The following is a 20,046-nucleotide window of genomic DNA, read 5'->3' as shown; positions in this document are numbered from 1 at the left end:
GTACTGCACCTTTTCGATAAGAAATGTAGAAAAAGGTGAGCTGTTATGACAAAACTTTGGGGCGGACGTTTCCAAAAATCAGCAGAAGCATGGGTTGATGAGTTTGGCGCATCGATTGGCTTTGACCAACAACTTGTTTTGGAAGACCTAGAAGGTAGTATCGCACATGTCACGATGCTTGGTGCTACAGGCATTTTACCAGCAGCTGATGTAGAAGCTATTCTTGGTGGTCTTGCACAATTACAAGAAAAAGCAATCGCAGGTGAGCTAGAATTTACTGTTGCGAATGAAGATATTCACTTAAACCTTGAAAAATTGCTAATTGATTGCATCGGACCAGTGGGTGGTAAGCTTCATACAGGTCGTAGCCGTAATGACCAAGTAGCAACAGATATGCATATTTTCTTGAAAAAACGTGTAAACGAAGCTATTGATTTAATTGAGACATTCCAAAAAACGTTATTAGAAAAAGCTGAGGAGCATGTTGAAACAATTGCGCCGGGCTATACACATTTACAACGTGCGCAACCGATTTCTTTTGCACATCATTTAATGGCCTATTTTTGGATGCTTGAGCGCGATAAACAACGTTTTACAGAATCCATTAAACGCATCGATATATTACCACTAGGTGCTGGTGCAATGGCAGGGACAACTTTCCCAATTGACCGTTTAAAATCAGCAGAGCTACTTGGCTTTAGTGAAGTATATGCAAATTCCATGGATGCGGTAAGTGACCGTGATTTTATCGTCGAGTTTTTAAGTAATTCATCATTATTAATGGCGCATTTATCACGTTTTGCCGAAGAAATTATTTTATGGTCAACAGATGAATTTAAATTTATCGAATTGGACGATGCCTTCTCAACAGGGTCTTCCATTATGCCACAAAAGAAAAATCCCGATATGGCAGAGCTAATTCGCGGAAAAACTGGTCGTGTCTACGGTAACCTTATGGGTTTACTAACTGTACTAAAAGGGACACCGTTAACATACAACAAGGATATGCAAGAAGACAAAGAAGGTATGTTCGATACAGTGCATACGATTCTTGGATCTTTGAAAATCTTTGAAGGCATGGTGCGCACAATGACAGTAAATACAGAGCGTCTGCACAAGGCAGTACACTCTGACTTCTCAAATGCGACTGAATTGGCAGATTATCTTGCGACAAAAGGGATGCCATTCCGTGAAGCACATGAAGTAACAGGTAAATTAGTCTTTACATGTATTCAAAAGGGCATTTATTTATTAGATTTACCAATTGAAGACATGAAAAAAGAAAGTGAGCTTATCGAAGCAGATATTTATGATGTATTGGCACCTGAAGCAGCCGTACGCCGTAGACATTCACTAGGTGGTACAGGTTTCGATCAAGTCACTATTCAAATCGAGAAAGCAAAAGCTTGTCTTTCTTAACTATTTTGCGTGCAAGTCCTAAGTGACATTTGCATAGATATTCATTAAAGCTGTCCAGTGAGGCACTATGAAAACCTTATTATTCCTTTTTCTGTGGAGCCAGAGGGTGAAACAAAAAAGAGCACCTGACATAAGTGAAGGACAATCCCCAATTTTCGGAGACGCGAAATTGGGGTTTTTGTATAAGAAAAAATAGTATTCTAAATAGGAGGAATGTTAGTTGACGGATCGTTTTACAAAGGGGTTAGAAACGATAAAACAATATGTTACGGAAGAAGAAGCAGCTCGCATGGTCGACTCAGATACACTAGCTGATATAGCACCCGATTTGCGCAAAATGATTATCGAGTTTGCCTATGGAGATGTTTATTCACGGCCAGGTCTTGAGGCTAAAAGCCGGGCACTTGTCGTAATAACAGCGGTTGTTACACAAGGTGCCTTGCCACAAACGAAAACACATATTACACGAGGCTTGCATGCAGGGTTAACACCTACAGAAATTGTAGAAGCACTGTTGCAATTAGTGCCATATATCGGTTTTCCACGTGTGCAAAACGCTTTAACAGTAGCTCAACAAGTATTTCAGGACATGCAACTAAGTGTAAAATAGGACAATCCAAGCTAATATGAAACTTAGTATTACCTATTGCTTCGAAACTAGACTTTTGTTTAAATTACATTTTAGTGGAGCATAAATGAAAAAAAGTTATGAATAACATGTATAGATTTTTGCAAAGTGTCCCATACTGTTATAGGATACACTTAATCATCGAAATTGATGAGGAGGATGCAGAATGAGTAGTTCAAGTTCAACACCAGTAGACAATGAATCTCAGGAAAGTCCGCCACAGCTGAAGAAGGTTGATACTTCACATATCTTAAGGGTTAGGTAATGAGAGAATACTCTGTGTTACTGTATCTTAGGATGAAGTAGAAACCACAACTGTACAATCAAATAGAATGTATAAGTGTCCACGGACCCAGAATTTTTCTGGGTCTTTTTTGGTTTTTAGTTGATTTTGGAAACACAACTGTTATACTCTGGATATGACAGATGAAGGACTACAAATCCTTATTTGGAAAAACCTTAACGTTTTGAGCATTTATATACAAATGAAATAGTAGCGACGAACGGTCCTGAATATTCAGGATAATACTGATGTAATCGCTATTTTTTATCAGGAGGGACTTTTATGAAAAAACTATTTGTATTATGCTGTATCGCCATATTATTAGTTGCCTGTTCACAAAAAGAAAATGGAACAAAGGTGGACAAAAAAGAGGAGGGGCAAGTTATGAATGAACAACTAATCGGAAAATGGACAGGGGATATTGAAATTCCAAATGGCTCGCTACCAATTATTGTAGATTTACAAAAAGAGGGTGGATCTTTATCTGTTCCTGCACAAGGCTTAAGTAATTATCCATTTAAAAGCGTAACATATAATGGGAATGAAGTACAAATTATCATTAACTTAAATGGTTCTCTTATTGAGGTGAACGGAACGTTAAAAGGAGAGCAAATCGAAGCAACGTTTAATCAAAATGGTGGAAAATTCCGTTTGCTATTAAAACCGTTTGAAGAACAGCCAGCAGAGCCAGTATCTTACGAAACATTCACAGTACCTGTAAAGGATGGCGATTTAACAGTAGCACTTCAAAAGAGTCGTAAGGAGCCGTCACCAGTTGTTCTCATTATTGCAGGTTCTGGACCGACCGATAAGGATGGTAACTCAGCAATTGCTGGAAAAAATAATAGCTTGAAAATGCTTGCAGAAGGATTAGCTCAAGAAGGTGTTGCAAGTGTGCGATACGATAAACGAGGCATCGGAGATAATACGTCTTTGTTAATGAAAGAGGATGATATTTCCATCGATTTATATGTTGACGATGCAGTTCAAATACTCAAGGCACTAACAGCAAATAAAAACTATTCAAGTGTCCATATTATTGGCCATAGTGAAGGCTCATTAATAGGCATGCTCGCTGCACAAAAAGCCAATGTGGATTCATTTGTTTCAATAGCAGGTGCAGGTAGAGCTGCTGATACATTACTGCTGGAGCAATTAACAGGACAATTAACACCTGCCCTAACGACTGAAGCAACAACAATTCTTGCAACACTTAAAAAAGGAGAGCTAGTGAAAAATGTCTCTCCTGAGCTCCAATCATTATTTAGAGCTTCTGTGCAGCCATATATGATATCTTGGCTTAAATATAATCCAGCTAATGAGCTCCAAAAAGTTAAAGGTCGCGTATTAATTATTCAAGGAACAACAGATATCCAAGTGAAAGCTACAGACGCAGAAGCATTAAAGCATGGCAATGAAAAAGCAGAACTTATCTATATGGATGGCATGAACCATATTCTCAAAAACGCACCAGAGAATCGAGAGGGGAATTTAGCTACCTATTCAGACCCAACATTACCGCTGCATCCGAACTTATTACCTGCGATTTACAAATTTATCGCAAATGACTAGTAGTATGACGCAACTTAAAAAAGCTTAATTTTAGTATGTTGTTAGTCGCTGCTCTTTAAAAATTTCGTTGCGAGCCACAACATTGTGGGGAAATTATCGTGGAAGCCATTGTATGTTTGATCATGATGATTCCATTTTTAATATTTGCAATTGTTTTATCGAATGGCAAAGGTGCATTTTTACTTGCAGGCTTTAACACAATGGCTCAGAGTGAAAAAGAGACCTATAATGAAAAAGCTCTTGCTAAATTTATGGGCAAAATCATGTATGGTTACTGTTTTTGTATACTATTATGGGCACTCGATGGGGTCTTCCAAACTGAATGGCTCTTTATAGTTAGTCTCATCCTATTTATAGGGCTCACTGTATTTACACTCATATTTGCGAATACAGTAAATCGCTTTATAACGTAAAATGAAGAATTGCTCACAACGGAAGTGCGACCCTCGCTACAAAGGTGTCGCACCTCATATTGTGTACAGTTCTAGTATGCTATTCACAACAATTTTTTCTCAAAGCAAAAACATTCATGTACTCTAGTATAGCGATTCATTATCATCTCCTTTTCCTTCCCTACATAGTGCGCAAAGGCTTGAACGGGGTAGAGTTCTGGTATTTCGGATTTTAACGTTTGCTTCATTTCATTTTCACTTTCAATAAATACTTGTAAATAGGAATCTACAATTGAAAACTTATTGTTTATGTACCAATCGTTTACCCACTTATCATCTCTTGTCCATGCTTCCAAGCGGTTTATTTTTTTTCCTTTCGCTCTTTTTTCAGCAGCTTTCAATAATTGATGACCAACTCCCATTTTTTGATAGTCAGGATGAACAGCAATGTGCCAAATCATTCCTCCTAACCCATCCCCTTGAGAACAAACAGTTTGCGGTTGCACTTCGTATTCAACATCAATTAAACCAATGACTTGATGATCCTTAATTGCTACTAGTTCAATGGCTGGGTTAGCATATGTTTCCTTTTTCTGAAGAACATTGTCAAAATAAGCAGTATTTAAAAATGATAACACCCTACAACGAACCCAACCTATTTCATCTTCTAATTGATATGCTCTAATTTCCATAAGTTCCTCCTAATTGAATTAATATACATATTATACTAAATGCTTTGTTGGGAAATTGTAACAGAAATTCGTTGAATTCTTATAATTTACCATTCAACTATTAAATTTCTCACTGCTTCAATCTATTTCTTGTGGTATTTTTGATAGGAAAAATAAAAAATTTCCATTTAATTTTTGTGGAGGGAAAGGTTTTGAACATAATTAAAAAGGTTTTATGGCAAAATACGATAAGAAATTTGCTTCGAAGAGGGCATATCGTTATTATTTTTATCATTAGTTTATGTATTTTTATTCCGACAATTTTTATCGAATATCAGCAAACAATTAACCATCAAAAAGAAGAAATGACCAATTACTTAGATGCTCAAACCTATTTTTTTGAAAGCTGGTTAATGGAGCGGTCCGAGGATATACATACAATAACGAATTTAGCTTTTGTTAAAGGCTATCAGTATGAACAAACGCAAGCATTTTTTCAAGAATATAAAAAACAAACTGTTTTTACTGATTTAGTCTTTGTTAACAAAGAAGGAATAGTACAGTTCGATACAGTGACAGAATATCAACATAACGGGATTGGCATTGATGTAAAAAATCGTGAGTATTTCCAAGTCGCCAAAAAAACGAAGCAGCAGTATATTACAGATGTATTAATTAGTAAAGTAACAAAGGAGCCCATCATTGCTTTCGCATCTCCTATACTTGATGAACAACAACAATTTAATGGTGTTGTTTTTGGCACTGTGAATTTTAGTACAGTTGATTTGCTTTTAAATGAATCAAGAGTGGGTTTTCAGGGACATGCTTATATAGTCAATCAAGATGGAACTTTGTTAACAGAATTAGTTTCCAATAAGAAGGATGTGAATTCAGCTAATCAAAATATATTCTCGCAAAACTATAACATTGATGAACAAATTTTGACGATTGCTCAATCTCATCAAACGCAATCGCCAATAAACTCTTATAAGGATGCAAATGGCGAATGGGTGTTAGCAGAAAGTAAGCCAATTAATCAAGGCAAATGGTATTTTATTTCTGAAGTCAATCTTTTGGAAGCGTATACACCTTTAATTAAAAGATTTGGCTTGTTAGCGATTTGTATTTTAGTGGGCACATTTTTAACCATTAAAGTTATGTTAATGATAACGAAAAAAATAGAAGAGCCGATTCAGCAGTTACTAAAAGGCGTTGGTAAGGTGGAGCAAGGACACTACGATTATAAAATTAATGAAAAACAGTTAGCACCGTATGCCAAAGAGTTTCAGGAGCTTTGTTCATCTTTTAATGAGATGAGCGCAAAAGTGAAAGAAGATACAATATTACTTAAGGAGTTATCTGTTACTTGCCAACTAACGAAACTATATAATCGCCGTTATTTAAATGAGCAGGGTGAGCATGTTTTTCAAGACTGTAAAAACAATGAGCATCATTGTTCCTGTATAGCGATTGATATCGATTTTTTCAAAAAAGTTAATGATACATATGGGCATCTGACTGGGGATGAGGTATTAAAGCATGTTGCAAAGATCATTAAAGAATCCGTACGAAGAAAAGATATCACTACGAGATATGGTGGTGAGGAATTTGTAATTTTATCCCCAGCGACGACGTTGGAAAGTGCTGTGAAAATTGCAGAAAGAATAAGAAAAAATGTTGAAGAGTATCCTTTTACTATAGGTGAACAGTATATTCCTATGACAGTGAGTATTGGCATTGCAGAATTTGCCAATGATAAGGACATTTCGACCTTCTACGATTTGATTGATAAGGCAGATCAGGCACTTTACGTTGCTAAGGAAAGTGGTCGAAATATGCTAAGAGTATCTGATGGTGCTAATAACTTTGTTATGCGGTAACTGTGTTAGGCTTATAAAAATTTTCACAATAGTTTCTATGGACGAGTAGTATTAAAAAAAATGGTCATACTAACATGGATTCACTTATGAAGTCTATAATGATGAGGAGGATGTAAAATGAGTAGGCCTGAACAACTAGACCCAAAATCTCAAAAAATCCACCGTAACTGGACAAGGATTAAGCGTTCAAAATCTCAAGTAAATGGTGAAACGGAGATTACTCTCCATAACCGTATCTTGAGAAGTGAAGCGAAAGCCCGACAGTTTTAGTCATGCTAGAAGCAATAAGTGTTATCAAGCTCAGATATTTTATCTGGGCTTTTTTTTTGCATCTTATTTAAAGGAAAATTAGTAAATAACCAAGTAATTGATTTATAGTAAAAGATATGAAATGAGGAACTAGAAGGAGAATTGGATATGGACAATCAAATGAACATTCGTATTGCGCGTCTTGCTGATGCAAAAAAAATGCTTGAAATCCAACAAGAAGTTTTAGCGGAAGAACTATTTTTAATAACGACAACTGAAGAATTTCAGCAAACTATCGAAGGACAACAAGCATCGATACAGACGATATTAGCAAATGACCATGAAACAATTCTTATTGCTGAATGCAATGACGATATAGTTGGCTGGTTAGCATTTCAATCACCAAATCGTAAACGTTTAGCCCATACTGGTAGCTTTGGCATGATGGTTCGAAAAGATCAACGAGGAGGAGGAATTGGTAAACGTTTAATCGAGGAATTACTGACATGGGCAACTGCCAATCCAATAATTGAAAAAGTTTGCTTAGGCGTATTTTCAACAAATATAGGGGCCATTGCTCTTTATCGAAAAATGGGTTTTATTGAAGAAGGTAGAAAAATTAATGAAATTAAAGTAAGGGATAACGAGTATGTTGATGATGTGTTAATGTACAAAATGGTTTAAGTTCTGAAATCGCATTTTTAGAAAACGTTTGAAAAGGAGAAGGATTTGCTATGAAAATTTATCAGTTCTCAAAGGATAGTGGCAATGCAATTAACAATTACAACTCACTTTATTCATTTTATACTAAAATAATGAAAACAGTAGAGCCAACAAATATTGGTTTTATATACATAGAAGCAGGTGGTGTAGTTGGATTACATGAAGCACCAGTACCACAGCTATTCATTGTTATTGAGGGAGAAGGATGGATCTGCGGTAAAGATAGGGAGAAATTACTTGTAAAACAAGGAGAGGGGATTCTTTGGCAAGAGGGAGAAGCACATGAGTCAGGAAGTGACAAAGGGTTAACAGCCCTCGTTATTCAATCTACACAAATTGATTTGCTTGAATAAAACGAGGGCAAATAACGGGGTGCAAATGACTCCGTTATTTTTTTGTTAACGCAAGTTCCAATCGTATCGTTTGTAAAATATGCCCATCAAATAAATCATCGAATTCTTCAACAGGTTGGAAGTCTTTTGCCTTGTAGAATTGACTTCCAATTATATTGTCCTTCTCAACACATACAGTCAGGGAAGTTATCCCCTGTAATTTTTGAATCCCACTTTCTAATAAGGCCGTGCCGATTCCTTTATTTTGGGCACCTGGAAGTAAATAAATAGCGAATAGCTCTGCTTGTCCGTTGTCATTAACATTCGAAAAGTTAGCAAAGCCAACAAGTGATTCACCTAACTTGGCAACTAAAAATGGACTCGTTTGAAGACGTGTTAATAAACGTTCTTCGCTATAGGCAGCTTCGAGAAAACGATTCTGAATATGCATCGGAATGATTCCTTCATATGTTGCATACCAACTTGTTTTGGCAATTTCTTGTACAAAAGGGATGTCTTCTTCTTTCATTTGCCGTATAATGAGTGTCAACAACTATCACCTACAATTTCAATAATTTCTATATATTGTAACATTCAAAACGACGAAAGGGGATGGATTAATGCAAGTTTTGGAAAAAGCATTTGGGTATATTACAAGGGAATTCGAGGGTCGAATCCAAGTACTTGTATTTAAACAAAATACAGCTGGTGCTGGTATCCAAGTTCCAAAGGGGACAGTTGAAGAAGGAGAAACGCCTCTAGAAGCAGTATTACGAGAGATGGTGGAGGAAACCGGGTTAACAAATTTAGAAGTAAAGGGCTTAATCGCACAGGATTATGCCGAACATTATTCAGGAGCCTTACAAAAACGTTATTTTTACCACTTAATATCAGATGATTCACGTCCAACATGGCAACACAAACCAACAGGCATAAACGAAGGTAACTTACAATTTACATTTTATTGGATTGAAAATAAAGATGATGTAGTGTTAGCAAAAGGACATGGTGATTATTTATATCGGATTTTTGTAAGTGTCATGAATGAACAATAAAATCCCCTTTGCTAAATGAAAGGATTTTTATTATAAAGACAAAGGAGCTACTAGGAGTAGATGAAAAGGAGGAAGGAATTTTGACGCTTTATTATGATGAATATGGAGACAAAAATGCACCACTTATCGTATTTTTACATGGGGGAGGCGTCAGTGGATGGATGTGGGAAAAACAAATAATATATTTTGCCCAACATTATCATTGTATCGTTCCTGATTTACCTGGACATGGAAAAAATAGTGGAGATACATATTTTTCAATGAAAGAAGCTGCACAGAAAATAATCGATCTTATTGAAACGATATCTAACAATCGAAAAACCACAGTTGTGGGTTTTTCGTTAGGTGCTCAAATTATTGTGCAAATGGTAAGTATGAGGCCAAGTTTAATTGACACTGCTGTCATTATTAGTGCTTTAGTTAGACCGATGCCTGTTTTTAAAAAATGGATCTCTCCAACAATAAAACTAACTTCTCCGCTTATTTCAAATCGAATATTTTCAAAAATTCAAGCTAAGACGCTTTACATTCCTAAAGAAAAATACGGGCAATATTATGAAGAGAGTTGTCGAATGTCTCAACAGACGTTGATTTCTGTGATGATGGAAAATATGTCATTCTCTATACCAGAAAACTTTAAACACGTAAAAAGCTCAATGCTCGTGTTGGTGGGTGATAAAGAAAAATCAATCATGAAAAAATCTGCAAATGACTTGGTGAAAAGCAATGCTAATTGTAAAGGAATGGTAGTCGCCGATGTTGGACATGGTATTTCATTAGCGAATCCAGCTCTATTTAATGAAATAATAGACAATTGGCTTAGTGCCAGTCACCCAAACAATTCTGAATTTTCTTCAGCTGTTAAGTTTTGAATAACAAAGTAAAACCCACTTAACTCCCGCGGACTACACTGTGGCCGCAGGAAATCGAAGTGGGTTTGAAGTGCCAGTCACTCAAACAATTCTGACATTTAAGCTTTTGCAGCAATTTCTAGTGCTTGAGCAAAGTCAGCAATTAGATCATCAACATGCTCCAGCCCTACTGAAAATCGTAATAGGCCATCTGTAATACCACGTTTTGTACGCTCTTCAGGCTCCATTGCAGCATGGCTCATTTTAGCTGGGTAGGAAAGAATGGATTCCACACCACCAAGAGATACAGCAAAAACTGGGATTTTCATTGCTTCCACTAATGCTTTTGCTGCAGCATAGTTAGGTAGGCGGAAGGACAATACAGCCCCTGGACTTGTACATTGGCTATGATGAATATCGTAACCAGGATGTGATGAAAGACCTGGATAGTATACTTGTTCAACGAGTGGGTTCGCATCTAAAAACTGTGCAATCTTTTGCGCTGATGTTGCAGAACGACTAAAGCGCACATCCGTTGTTTTCATATTTTGCAATAATGTGAAGCAATCCTGTACACCTAAAATATTCCCAAAAGAATTTTGGATAAAATAAAGGTCGTTTCCTAGTTGCTCATCGGCTGTAACTGTTAGTCCTGCAATAATATCAGAGTGACCAGATAAGAATTTCGTTGCACTATGAATTACTACATCTACACCTAAGTCAAGAGGACGTTGATGTAGTGGTGTCATAAACGTATTATCTAAAAACGTTAAGCAATGATATTGTTTAGCTATCGAAACTACGCCTCGAATATCTGTAATCCCTAATGTTGGATTTGACGGTGTCTCCATATAAAGAAGCTTTGTCGCAGGCGTAATGGCTGCTTCAATCGCCGCTAAATCTGTAAAATCAACGAATGTATGAGAGATACCAAAACGAGGTAATACTTTCGATACAAAGCGATAGGTGCCACCATAGACGTCTTCAGTAATGACGATGTGATCACCTTGAGATAATAGCATTAATGCTGCTGATACAGCTGCAATTCCTGAAGAGAAGGCGTGTGCACGAACACCACCTTCAAGCTCTGCAACGGCTTTCTCTAAAGCATCACGTGTGGGGTTACCAGAACGTGCATAGTCATACTCGCCAAACTCATCAATGCTCTCTTGATGAAATGTTGAAGAGACATACATAGGAACGTTTACAGCACCTTTTTTATTTTCATAGCCATCACGCACACCCGCGTGGATAAGAGCTGTTTCAATATGTTGCTTCATTATTTTATGCCTCTTTTCTTAGCGTATCAAACACTTGTTTTAAGTCTGCAATTAAATCTTCAGCTTCTTCAATGCCGACAGAGAAGCGTAGTAAACGATCGCAAACACCGCGTTCTACACGCTCTTCGTATGGCATATCGGCATGTGTTTGTGTGGCAGGATATGTGATAAAGCTCTCAACGCCACCAAGGCTTTCTGCAAAAATAATTAACTTTAAGTTTCGAAGGAATGGATCTATCCACTCAGGCTTTTGAAGTCGGAATGACAGCATACCACCTTTGCCTGTATACAGTACGTCTGTCACAAGTTTTTCTTCTTCTAAATAAGCAGCTATTGCCTTCGCGTTTGCATCATGTTGTTTTAAGCGAAGATGCAACGTTTTTAATCCACGAATCAATAACCAAGAATCCATCGCACCTAATACCATTCCACTACCATTATGAATATAGCCGATACGTTCTGACAGCTCAGCGCCTTTTGAGACAACTAGACCAGCTAAAACATCATTATGGCCTCCAATATACTTTGTCGCAGAATGTAACACAATATCGGCTCCTAGTTCAATTGGTCGTTGGAAATATGGTGTGTAGAATGTATTATCAACAATTAACAATGCACCGTGTTTATGTGCAAGCTCAGCGTACACTTTGAGATCAAATTCCTGCATAAGTGGATTTGTTGGTGTTTCGATAAAGAGGGCACGAGTATTTTCATTGATTAAAGCCTCTACTTGCTCAACAGATTCAAATTTTGAATAGATAGGTTTAATATTGTATGTTTCTTTAAAAAAGTTAAAAAGTCGATATGTACCACCATACAAATCATCCGGTACGATTAATTCATCACCAGGTTTAAACAGAGACATTATAAGTTGAATCGCAGCCATACCTGAACTACAGGCAAAGCCAGCGTCGCCACCTTCTAAATCAGCAATTCCTGCCTCTAAAATGGTACGTGTTGGATTTTTTGTACGTGCATAGTCAAAACCTGTAGATTCACCAATACCTGCATGTTTATAAGCAGTCGATAAATGAATTGGAGGGCTAACAGCGCCAGTACTCGGGTCACTTAAATTTCCTAGCTGTACAAGTTTTGTTTCAATAGTTCTCTTGTTTGTCATATCGTCACTCTTTTCTTCATCAATGATATAGAAAGAGCCCAATCAGGACTCTATTTCTTAATAGAATAATTTGATTAGTATCTTCAAGATTCTCTATAATTGTTACCAATTTAACATGTATAGTACAGAAGGACAAGATGATTTCAGAAAATTACATAGATTATTGAAATTAAATCATGTAGGAATAGTAGGGGATTAATTGCTGAAGATGGAACTGTAAGCACATTCAAAAAGGCTATAGAGCATTCGAATTTAACGAATTGCTCTATAGCCTTGTTTATTATGCTTGTTGTTTTTTTAATAAATCGCGAATTTCTTTTAGAAGCTCCTCTTTTGCATCAAGCTCTGGTGTAGGTTCCTCTACAACAGCTTCCTCTTTTTTTCTAGTAAATTTGGTCATCAGACGCAAAGCTAAGAAAATGGCAAAAGCAATAATTAAAAAGTCAATGATGGACTGTAAAAATATACCTAACTTGACTTGGGCTGTACCTGAACCAAACATAAAGCTTTTTGTTAAATCAATGCCACCCGTTAAAACACCTACTAATGGCATAATAATATTTTCTACTAAAGATGTAACAATTTTACCGAAAGCACCACCAATTACAACTGCAATCGCTAAATCAATAATGTTACCTTTCATAGCAAATTCCTTAAAGTCTTTCCACATAAAATAAATCCTCCTACTAATATCCAATAAAACAATCGAATTGTATTTTACTATATTTGCATCATTATAACAAAGTAAAAATAAAAATAGAAAAAATCTACAACATAAAACGGTAAATTTGGTAATATGGAAGGAGACAAAGAATGATTAGGTGTGACATATGGCGAAAAAAAAACAAAAGAAACCACTGCTATCACCAACTGTAAAGATGGGGATGATAGCATTATTAATCCCCGTAGCGATTACTGTGTATGTACTCGCGTTTTTTGCGTGGAGGGAACTTCAAACATTTCCTATCTTTGAAAAACTTGCGCAACAAAAGGCGATTGAAGAAATACAGCAAAATTTTGATATGAACATTCCAGAGCAATATATTCCCGTATATGTTGCTGCTGAAGAAAAATATGGGGTGCCTTGGACATTGTTAGCAGCCCATCATCGCATTGAAACGCGATTTTCCTCTATGAAATCTCTTGTATCACCAGCTGGTGCGGTAGGTCATATGCAATTTATGCCCTGCACATTTGTAGGTTGGAAGCATCCAACCTGCTCTGGACTGGGCAAAGGCAATATTTCAAAGGCAGAGCTAATGGATCCAGCTATTATAAAAAAATATGGTGGGTACGGAGTTGATGCAAATGGTGATGGTGTAGCCGATCCATATGATATTGAAGATGCAGTGTTTAGTGCAGCAAATTATTTATCAAAGTATGGTGCTGCTAAAGGTGATGTGAAACGGGCAGTTTTTAATTATAATCATAGCGAGGAATACGTGAGCAATGTGTTACACTACTATAATTTGTATAATGATTACCATGATGAATTAAAAACAGCAGTTCTTATGAATTCAAAATAAAGAAAAGAGCCATTCTTAAGAATGGCTCTTCATAATTAGGCTGCTTTACGCATACCTTTTAAAATAAGACTTACAATAAAGATAAGTACGATTGCACCTATTAGTGCTGGGAATACATAAAAATCACTGACTCTCCAACCCCAATTTCCTAAAACCATACTACCTATCCAAGAACCGACAATCCCGGCAATAATATTACCAATAATGCCTCCAGGAACGTCTTTTCCTAAAATGACACCAGCTAACCAACCTAAAATTCCTCCGATAATTAAAAACCAAATGAAACTAATCAAAATTATCCATCTCCTTAAAGTTAAGATATAATGGCATTTCTATAATGGCATTACTTAGTTATATCCTTTTTGGAGATAATTAAACCTAAACAGCTTCTTTTTTTTATAATTTCATATGTTTTATTTCACAACGTTTGCACCTAATGTATGTTCAAAATGACGTAAAGCCCAATGATGTCCAGCTGTGTCAAAGCTAGCTACAGCATTTGCATAAATAACTGTAGAAATGCCCAAATTATAAGCATCTACAGCAGTATGCAAAATACAAATATCTGTGCAAACACCAACTAAATGAATTTCCTCTATGCCACGTTCTTTTAGTAAAATGGCTAAATTTGTTCCTGCAAATGCACTATAGCGTGTTTTATCGAGCCAAATTACTTCTTCTTTATGCAAGTCATAAACTTTACCAACATGTCCGTATAGATTGCGCCCAAGCGTGCCCCGAATATTATGAGGAGGAAAAAGCTTTGTTTCAGGATGAAACGGATCGTTTTCTTCATGTAAGTCATTAGCAAAGACCACTAAATCTTTCTCAGCAATAAATTGCTCAATTAATGTGGCAATAGGCGTATCTAGTAATTGTCCTGGTTCTCCACATGATAGTTTACCGTCTGTCGCTACAAAATCATTTGTATAATCAATGACAAGTAATGCTTTTTTCAAAATTTTTCTCCACTCCTTTAGGCATGATTTCACTCTTTATCATGCCATATTTGGTTTTGGTTGTCAGAAAAATAGTCATATTTTAATATTAAGAATAGTTTGAAAATTGAAGAATGTGCGCGTATAATGTGAAAAAAGGAGAGGTGATAGTTTATGAATATGACTGTTATGAAACGTTTAGATCGCCAAGGATTCTTAATCGCTGCGTTACATTTAGTAGTGGTGTTAAATTTAGCTGCGGAGTTTTTATTTGCTTCGTAATTAAAAATACAATAGAAAGGTGAGTACAATGCTTGACCTATACTAAAACAACCGTGAAGGCAATTTCGTCGTAGTCCACGGTTGTTTTTTGTTGTCTCTATATTGTCATGCTAGAATGCAAGACCAATGATATGCTCAGGTGGTATTGCAAGGATGAAGTAGACAAGTATTTTATTTTATAAGGTGAATTTTTCTTTCAATTGTCAAATATATAAAGCATATGGGGGGATTTGATGACTACAAGATTTCAGCAAGCATTCAATGGGCTAGAGCGACCATTTGCATGGCTTGACCTAGACGCACTAGATGAAAATATTAAAAAGGTTCAACAAGCATGCGGGCAAAAAAAAATCCGCGTTGCCACAAAGTCAATCCGTTCGGTGGAGGTGCTGCATTATGTACAGCAAAATCTTTCAAACGTAGTAGGCTTCATGACTTTTACTGCAGCAGAAACATTGTTTTTACTTGAACTACATTTTGATGATGTCCTTCTTGGCTATCCAATTATGGAAGAAATAGCAGTTCGACAGCTGTTACAGTTTGTGAAAGAAGGAAGAACGGTCACATTTATGGTTGATAGACTTGAACATGTAGCATTTTTAGAGAAAATAGGATCAGAGCTTAATATTAAAGTATCTATTTGTATAGATATCAATATGTCGACTGATTTTAAAGTACTCTATTTTGGAACGAAGCGATCCTCACTCCATTCGCTGGAGTCAATAACACCTTTCTTATTATATATAAAAGAGCAATCGCATATAGAAGTTGTAGGTGTCATGGGCTATGAAGCACAAATAGCGGGTGTTGGTAATCGACCTGCAAATGCTATAAAAGGTAGATTAATAGATTTAATGCAAACACAAGCAAAAAAGCAAGTTACACAGTTTCGTAGATTAGCAATTGCCCATATTAAGGCATATTTTCCGAAATTACGCTTTGTCAATGGTGGTGGGACAGGAAGTATGACATATACGGCTGAGCAGAAAGAAGTGACGGAAATCACAGTTGGTTCAGCATTTTATGCACCAGCGCTTTTTGATCAGTTTTCCCATTTGCAACTTGCCAAAGCAGCAGGTTTTGCACTCCGTGTTACGCGAAAACCTGCGAAACATATTGTTGTTTGTCATGGTGGCGGCTACCCAGCATCTGGAGCTATTGCAGTAGATCGTTATCCAGCATTTTATGAGCCTGCTTTTTTTTCATTTCTTAGTTTAGAAGGGGCTGGAGAGGTGCAGACACCTATTAAAGTAAAAGGTAAAACAATCACAATTGGTGACACCATTTATTTTCGTCATGCAAAAGCCGGGGAGCTATGCGAAAGATTTCAAGTACTACATGGAATAAGAGGAGACCAATACGTAGGTAGCTTTGCAACCTATAGGGGGGATGGCCAATGTTTTCTGTAGAAAAGTGGAAAAGTGGAGAAAAATGGACGAATTGGGCAGGTAATATTATTTCTTATCCAAGTGAGATGTACTTACCTCGTTCAATAGAAGAAGTAGTAAACGTAGTGAAGCATGCACGTGATACAAAGAAAACAATACGTGTCACAGGTGCAGCTCATTCTTTTAGTGCTGTTGCAATGCCAGAGCATATTGCACTTTCATTACATAATATGCGAGGGCTCATCTCGATTGATGCGGAAAGACAAGAGGCTACATTATGGGCTGGGACGTATTTATACGAAATCGGTCCACAGCTCGCAAAACATGGCTTTGGTCTCATTAATATGGGCGATATTCAAGAACAAACGATTGCTGGTGCAGTATCCACAGGTACACATGGGACAGGTGTGACGTTAGGTTCGCTATCGTCAGCAGTGACACGCTGGTGTTTTGTTGATGGGAATGGAACATATCACGAACATAATAGAGATGCTGATGAATTATCCGAGACGCTTCATGTCTCACTCGGCATGCTTGGTGTACTTGTAAAGGTAACAATTAAAGTGTTACCGCTATATAGCTTACATTATATTGGGGCTAGGGATACATTATCAAATGGGCTTGCGACATTCGCCAAAGATATACGACAACATCGTCATGTGGAGTGGTTTTACTTCCCAGGAAGTGAGACGATTCAAATTAAACGGATGAATGCAATGGCTCCAGTGTATCAGAGTCAATGGAGTAAGGTCGTAGAAAATATAAAACTTCAAATAGTAGAAAATGGTGCTTTTTTTGCCATTTCGGAACTATGTAAATGGAAGCCATCCTTAAGTAGTGCGATGAGCAAATTAGCTGCGGCAAATGTGGTGGAGGCTGAGAAGATTGGTATAAGCTATGAAATTTTCCCCTCTCCTCGCAGTGTGAAATTCCAAGAAAGTGAGTACGCGATATCATTAACGCAATTTGAAGCATGTATGGAAGAGATTCATGCAACGTTTAAAAAAGGGCATCTGAACGTGCATTTTCCACTGGAATGTCGAACAACAGCTGGTGAATCTGGTTATTTAAGTCCAACTCAGGGACAGGAATCAGCGTTTATTGCATTTCATATGTATAAAGGTATGTCGGAGGAGCCTTATTTTAAATGGATTCATACGCTAATGCATAAATATCAGGGACGGCCACATTGGGGAAAACAAAGTCATTTAACTGCTTCACATGTCCATGCATTGTATCCAAATATAGATAAATTTTTAGCCATACGTGCAAAATACGATCCTGATAAAGTATTTTTCACACATTACCTAGAACAATTGTTTATATTATAAAATTTTGAATTAATCATAAATTTTCTTGCTGAAAAGAATGGAAAACAATAAGTACTTTTACAATTAATTCATACTGAATATTGTTTATAATAAAAAAATTAAAATTTGAACGAAATGTCAAAATATTTATCAATTCGAGATAAAAGTGATGCTTAATCAGCATGAAAACGATTTCATATTTAGCAGAGTATTTGAATTTTTTAAACAATTCAAAAAACACTGTTGACTTAGTATAGTTATTCGTACTATGATAACAACAATTTAATACGTTCGTTACAACAATTAGCTGCCAACAAAGGCAATATGCTAAGGCAAAAACAAAATAGACAGAACATTTTGTATATATCAACGAACATAGCAATAAATGAGGGGCGTTTAATATGAGAAGTGACATGATTAAAGTAGGCGTAGATCGTGCGCCACATCGAAGTCTTTTATATGCAACAGGCAAAGTAAAAGCAAAAGATTTAGGGAAACCATTTATTGGGGTTTGTAACTCTTATATTGACATTATTCCAGGTCATGTTCATTTACGTACATTTGCTGATGTAGTAAAAGAAGCAATAATTGAAGCGGGTGGTATTCCATTCGAATTTAATACAATCGGTGTTGATGATGGTATTGCGATGGGACATATTGGTATGCGCTACTCTTTACCAAGCCGAGAAATTATAGCAGATTCAGCAGAAACAGTTATTAATGCACACTGGTTTGATGGAGTATTTTACATTCCAAACTGTGACAAAATCACACCAGGGATGTTAATGGCAGCGGTCCGTACAAACGTACCATCGATTTTTGTATCTGGTGGTCCAATGGAGGCGGGAACATCTGCTACAGGAAAACAGCTTTCTTTAACTTCAGTTTTTGAAGGTGTAGGGGCACATAAATCAGGTAACATGTCAGCTGAAGAGCTGTTAGATATTGAAAATAATGCATGTCCAACATGTGGATCATGTTCAGGGATGTTCACAGCGAACTCTATGAACTGTTTAATGGAAATGCTAGGTGTAGCACTTCCAGGCAACGGTACAATTGTTGCCACTTCTGAGGAACGACATAAACTTATTAAGGAAGCCGCTAAACAATTAGTGCGCATGATTAAAGAAGACGTTAAGCCGCGTGACATTATTACAAAAGAAGCAATTGACGATGCATTTGCACTAGATATGGCAATGGGTGGTTCCACAAATACGGTTCTACATACATTAGCAATCGCAAATGAAGCTGAAATTGACTATAACATTGAAGATATTAATAAAGTTGCAGAGCGAGTACCGTATTTAGCAAAAATTATGCCAGCTTCAGATATTTCTATGGATGATATTAATAAAGCAGGTGGTGTAAGTGCCATCATCAATGAATTAGTATCGATTCCAGGTGCTATTCATCCAAATCGTCCTACTGTTGCAGGTGTAACAATGGGTGAACTAGTAAAAGATTATCAGATTACGAATGATCAAGTCATTCGTACAAAAGACAATCCTTATAGTCCAGTCGGTGGTTTATCGGTGTTATTTGGCAATATTGCACCAGATGGCTCTGTTATTAAAGTTGGTGCTGTAGATCCTTCTATTAAAGTATTTACAGGGGAAGCCATTGTCTTTGAATCACAAGAGGCAGCGCAAGAAAATATTGATAACGGTAATGTTAAGGAAGGCCATGTAGTCGTCATTCGTTATGAAGGACCAAAAGGTGGCCCAGGGATGCCTGAAATGTTAGCACCAACATCAGCGATTCAAGGTCGTGGTCTTGGTACCAAAGTGGCGTTAATTACTGATGGTCGATTCTCAGGTGCATCTCGTGGTATTTCAATAGGGCATATTTCGCCAGAAGCAGCAGAGGGCGGTCCAATCGCTTTAGTTGAAAATGGTGACATTATTACAATTGATTTACCGAATCGTACTATCAATTTAGAAGTATCCGATGAAGTATTAGCAGAACGTCGTGCTAAACTGCCGATTTTTGAACCAAAAATCAAACGTGGCTGGTTAGCAAGGTATTCAAAATTAGTGACAAGCGCATCAACAGGTGGCGTTATGAAAATTTAGTACTAAAAAATAAATAAGTTAAAACGTTGATGAGGTTAAAGGTTCTAGAGCCTTGTATCTACCAGAGAGCCGGTC

At 36.9% G+C, this 20,046-nt stretch carries 21 protein-coding genes; 14 read left to right on the top strand and 7 right to left on the bottom strand.

Annotation, left to right across the window (positions count from 1 at the left end; genetic code table 11):
- Positions 1 to 45: 45 nt before the first annotated feature.
- The 4 genes from argH (at position 46) to ACIP9C_RS09850 (ending at position 4,315) form a co-directional block, all read left to right on the top strand.
- Positions 46 to 1,419 (top strand): argininosuccinate lyase, encoded by a 1,374-nt coding sequence (argH, locus tag ACIP9C_RS09865; protein ID WP_401010119.1) that lies wholly within the window; start codon positions 46 to 48, stop codon positions 1,417 to 1,419.
- Between the two features lie 220 nt (positions 1,420 to 1,639).
- Positions 1,640 to 2,029: a carboxymuconolactone decarboxylase family protein gene (locus tag ACIP9C_RS09860; protein WP_401010117.1), complete on the top strand. Its 390-nt coding sequence runs from the start codon at positions 1,640 to 1,642 to the stop codon at positions 2,027 to 2,029.
- Between the two features lie 583 nt (positions 2,030 to 2,612).
- On the top strand, positions 2,613 to 3,902 hold the full coding sequence (locus tag ACIP9C_RS09855; RefSeq protein ID WP_401010116.1) for an alpha/beta hydrolase: 1,290 nt from the start codon (positions 2,613 to 2,615) through the stop codon (positions 3,900 to 3,902).
- A gap of 98 nt (positions 3,903 to 4,000) precedes the next feature.
- On the top strand, positions 4,001 to 4,315 hold the full coding sequence (locus tag ACIP9C_RS09850; RefSeq protein WP_401010114.1) for a DUF3784 domain-containing protein: 315 nt from the start codon (positions 4,001 to 4,003) through the stop codon (positions 4,313 to 4,315).
- A gap of 83 nt (positions 4,316 to 4,398) precedes the next feature.
- On the opposite strand, the gene ACIP9C_RS09845 is transcribed toward ACIP9C_RS09850, so the two are convergent.
- Entirely contained in the window at positions 4,399 to 4,986 is a 588-nt protein-coding gene (locus ACIP9C_RS09845) for a GNAT family N-acetyltransferase (protein WP_401010112.1), read from the bottom strand.
- A 191-nt stretch (positions 4,987 to 5,177) separates the two neighbouring features.
- Here ACIP9C_RS09845 and ACIP9C_RS09840 point away from each other — a divergent pair, with 191 nt between their 5' ends.
- The 4 genes from ACIP9C_RS09840 (at position 5,178) to ACIP9C_RS09825 (ending at position 8,170) form a co-directional block, all read left to right on the top strand.
- Entirely contained in the window at positions 5,178 to 6,845 is a 1,668-nt protein-coding gene (locus ACIP9C_RS09840) for a sensor domain-containing diguanylate cyclase (RefSeq protein ID WP_401010110.1), read from the top strand.
- Between the two features lie 117 nt (positions 6,846 to 6,962).
- Positions 6,963 to 7,115, top strand: coding sequence for a YpzG family protein (locus tag ACIP9C_RS09835; RefSeq protein WP_069513162.1), 153 nt, complete (start codon positions 6,963 to 6,965; stop codon positions 7,113 to 7,115).
- Between the two features lie 147 nt (positions 7,116 to 7,262).
- Positions 7,263 to 7,778 (top strand): GNAT family N-acetyltransferase, encoded by a 516-nt coding sequence (locus ACIP9C_RS09830; protein ID WP_401010108.1) that lies wholly within the window; start codon positions 7,263 to 7,265, stop codon positions 7,776 to 7,778.
- A gap of 50 nt (positions 7,779 to 7,828) precedes the next feature.
- On the top strand, positions 7,829 to 8,170 hold the full coding sequence (locus tag ACIP9C_RS09825; RefSeq protein ID WP_401010107.1) for a cupin domain-containing protein: 342 nt from the start codon (positions 7,829 to 7,831) through the stop codon (positions 8,168 to 8,170).
- 34 nt (positions 8,171 to 8,204) lie between these two features.
- On the opposite strand, the gene ACIP9C_RS09820 is transcribed toward ACIP9C_RS09825, so the two are convergent.
- Positions 8,205 to 8,702 carry a GNAT family N-acetyltransferase gene (locus ACIP9C_RS09820; protein WP_401010105.1) on the bottom strand — a complete coding sequence of 166 codons (498 nt, stop codon included), beginning with the start codon at positions 8,700 to 8,702 and terminating at the stop codon, positions 8,205 to 8,207.
- Positions 8,703 to 8,769: 67 nt separating this feature from the next.
- Between ACIP9C_RS09820 and ACIP9C_RS09815 the strand changes: the two genes are divergently transcribed.
- Both ACIP9C_RS09815 and ACIP9C_RS09810 read left to right on the top strand, forming a co-directional pair.
- A complete protein-coding gene (locus tag ACIP9C_RS09815; RefSeq protein ID WP_401010103.1) occupies positions 8,770 to 9,204 on the top strand; it encodes an NUDIX hydrolase in 435 nt (144 codons plus the stop codon).
- A gap of 80 nt (positions 9,205 to 9,284) precedes the next feature.
- Entirely contained in the window at positions 9,285 to 10,076 is a 792-nt protein-coding gene (locus ACIP9C_RS09810; RefSeq protein WP_401010101.1) for an alpha/beta fold hydrolase, read from the top strand.
- Between the two features lie 98 nt (positions 10,077 to 10,174).
- Here the strand turns inward: ACIP9C_RS09810 and ACIP9C_RS09805 are convergent, their stop codons facing one another.
- From ACIP9C_RS09805 to mscL, 3 genes are all read right to left on the bottom strand, one after another.
- On the bottom strand, positions 10,175 to 11,335 hold the full coding sequence (locus ACIP9C_RS09805; RefSeq protein WP_401010099.1) for an aminotransferase class I/II-fold pyridoxal phosphate-dependent enzyme: 1,161 nt from the start codon (positions 11,333 to 11,335) through the stop codon (positions 10,175 to 10,177).
- Between the two features lie 4 nt (positions 11,336 to 11,339).
- Complete coding sequence (locus tag ACIP9C_RS09800) at positions 11,340 to 12,455, bottom strand: methionine biosynthesis PLP-dependent protein (RefSeq protein ID WP_401010097.1); 1,116 nt, start codon at positions 12,453 to 12,455, stop codon at positions 11,340 to 11,342.
- Between the two features lie 280 nt (positions 12,456 to 12,735).
- Positions 12,736 to 13,125, bottom strand: coding sequence for a large conductance mechanosensitive channel protein MscL (gene mscL / locus ACIP9C_RS09795; protein ID WP_401010095.1), 390 nt, complete (start codon positions 13,123 to 13,125; stop codon positions 12,736 to 12,738).
- 160 nt (positions 13,126 to 13,285) lie between these two features.
- On the opposite strand from mscL, the gene ACIP9C_RS09790 reads away from it, so the two are divergent.
- Positions 13,286 to 13,981, top strand: coding sequence for a lytic transglycosylase domain-containing protein (locus ACIP9C_RS09790; protein ID WP_401010093.1), 696 nt, complete (start codon positions 13,286 to 13,288; stop codon positions 13,979 to 13,981).
- A gap of 35 nt (positions 13,982 to 14,016) precedes the next feature.
- On the opposite strand, the gene ACIP9C_RS09785 is transcribed toward ACIP9C_RS09790, so the two are convergent.
- Together ACIP9C_RS09785 and ACIP9C_RS09780 are read right to left on the bottom strand one after the other, a co-directional pair.
- A complete protein-coding gene (locus ACIP9C_RS09785) occupies positions 14,017 to 14,274 on the bottom strand; it encodes a GlsB/YeaQ/YmgE family stress response membrane protein (protein WP_340824015.1) in 258 nt (85 codons plus the stop codon).
- 120 nt (positions 14,275 to 14,394) lie between these two features.
- Positions 14,395 to 14,940, bottom strand: coding sequence for a cysteine hydrolase family protein (locus ACIP9C_RS09780; protein ID WP_401010091.1), 546 nt, complete (start codon positions 14,938 to 14,940; stop codon positions 14,395 to 14,397).
- 494 nt (positions 14,941 to 15,434) lie between these two features.
- Here ACIP9C_RS09780 and ACIP9C_RS09775 point away from each other — a divergent pair, with 494 nt between their 5' ends.
- From ACIP9C_RS09775 to ilvD, 3 genes are all read left to right on the top strand, one after another.
- Positions 15,435 to 16,610 carry an amino acid deaminase/aldolase gene (locus ACIP9C_RS09775; RefSeq protein ID WP_401010089.1) on the top strand — a complete coding sequence of 392 codons (1,176 nt, stop codon included), beginning with the start codon at positions 15,435 to 15,437 and terminating at the stop codon, positions 16,608 to 16,610.
- Positions 16,598 to 17,920 carry a D-arabinono-1,4-lactone oxidase gene (locus ACIP9C_RS09770; RefSeq protein ID WP_401010087.1) on the top strand — a complete coding sequence of 441 codons (1,323 nt, stop codon included), beginning with the start codon at positions 16,598 to 16,600 and terminating at the stop codon, positions 17,918 to 17,920. The genes ACIP9C_RS09775 and ACIP9C_RS09770 overlap by 13 nt, the downstream gene beginning before the upstream one ends.
- A 380-nt stretch (positions 17,921 to 18,300) precedes the next feature.
- Positions 18,301 to 19,971, top strand: a complete 1,671-nt coding sequence (ilvD, locus tag ACIP9C_RS09765; RefSeq protein WP_401010085.1) for a dihydroxy-acid dehydratase — start codon at positions 18,301 to 18,303, stop codon at positions 19,969 to 19,971.
- Positions 19,972 to 20,046 lie beyond the last annotated feature (75 nt).

Source organism: Lysinibacillus sp. NPDC093210, from assembly GCF_044753985.1.
In the GTDB taxonomy this organism is placed as follows: domain Bacteria; phylum Bacillota; class Bacilli; order Bacillales_A; family Planococcaceae; genus Lysinibacillus.
The sequence above is the reverse complement of the archived record's forward strand: the minus strand, read 5'-3'. Positions and strand labels throughout refer to the sequence as shown.

Excerpts from the sequence above, each read along its gene's own strand:
- ACIP9C_RS09770 (WP_401010087.1), top strand. The coding sequence starts at position 16,598 with ATGTTTTCTGTAGAAAAGTGGAAAAGTGGAGAAAAATGGACGAATTGG.
- ACIP9C_RS09800 (WP_401010097.1), bottom strand. The coding sequence starts at position 12,455 with ATGACAAACAAGAGAACTATTGAAACAAAACTTGTACAGCTAGGAAAT.
- ACIP9C_RS09835 (WP_069513162.1), top strand. The coding sequence starts at position 6,963 with ATGAGTAGGCCTGAACAACTAGACCCAAAATCTCAAAAAATCCACCGT.
- ACIP9C_RS09825 (WP_401010107.1), top strand. The coding sequence starts at position 7,829 with ATGAAAATTTATCAGTTCTCAAAGGATAGTGGCAATGCAATTAACAAT.
- ACIP9C_RS09855 (WP_401010116.1), top strand. The coding sequence starts at position 2,613 with ATGAAAAAACTATTTGTATTATGCTGTATCGCCATATTATTAGTTGCC.
- ACIP9C_RS09830 (WP_401010108.1), top strand. The coding sequence starts at position 7,263 with ATGGACAATCAAATGAACATTCGTATTGCGCGTCTTGCTGATGCAAAA.
- ACIP9C_RS09815 (WP_401010103.1), top strand. The coding sequence starts at position 8,770 with ATGCAAGTTTTGGAAAAAGCATTTGGGTATATTACAAGGGAATTCGAG.
- ACIP9C_RS09845 (WP_401010112.1), bottom strand. The coding sequence starts at position 4,986 with ATGGAAATTAGAGCATATCAATTAGAAGATGAAATAGGTTGGGTTCGT.
- ACIP9C_RS09805 (WP_401010099.1), bottom strand. The coding sequence starts at position 11,335 with ATGAAGCAACATATTGAAACAGCTCTTATCCACGCGGGTGTGCGTGAT.
- argH (WP_401010119.1), top strand. The coding sequence starts at position 46 with ATGACAAAACTTTGGGGCGGACGTTTCCAAAAATCAGCAGAAGCATGG.
- ilvD (WP_401010085.1), top strand. The coding sequence starts at position 18,301 with ATGAGAAGTGACATGATTAAAGTAGGCGTAGATCGTGCGCCACATCGA.
- mscL (WP_401010095.1), bottom strand. The coding sequence starts at position 13,125 with ATGTGGAAAGACTTTAAGGAATTTGCTATGAAAGGTAACATTATTGAT.
- ACIP9C_RS09775 (WP_401010089.1), top strand. The coding sequence starts at position 15,435 with ATGACTACAAGATTTCAGCAAGCATTCAATGGGCTAGAGCGACCATTT.
- ACIP9C_RS09790 (WP_401010093.1), top strand. The coding sequence starts at position 13,286 with ATGGCGAAAAAAAAACAAAAGAAACCACTGCTATCACCAACTGTAAAG.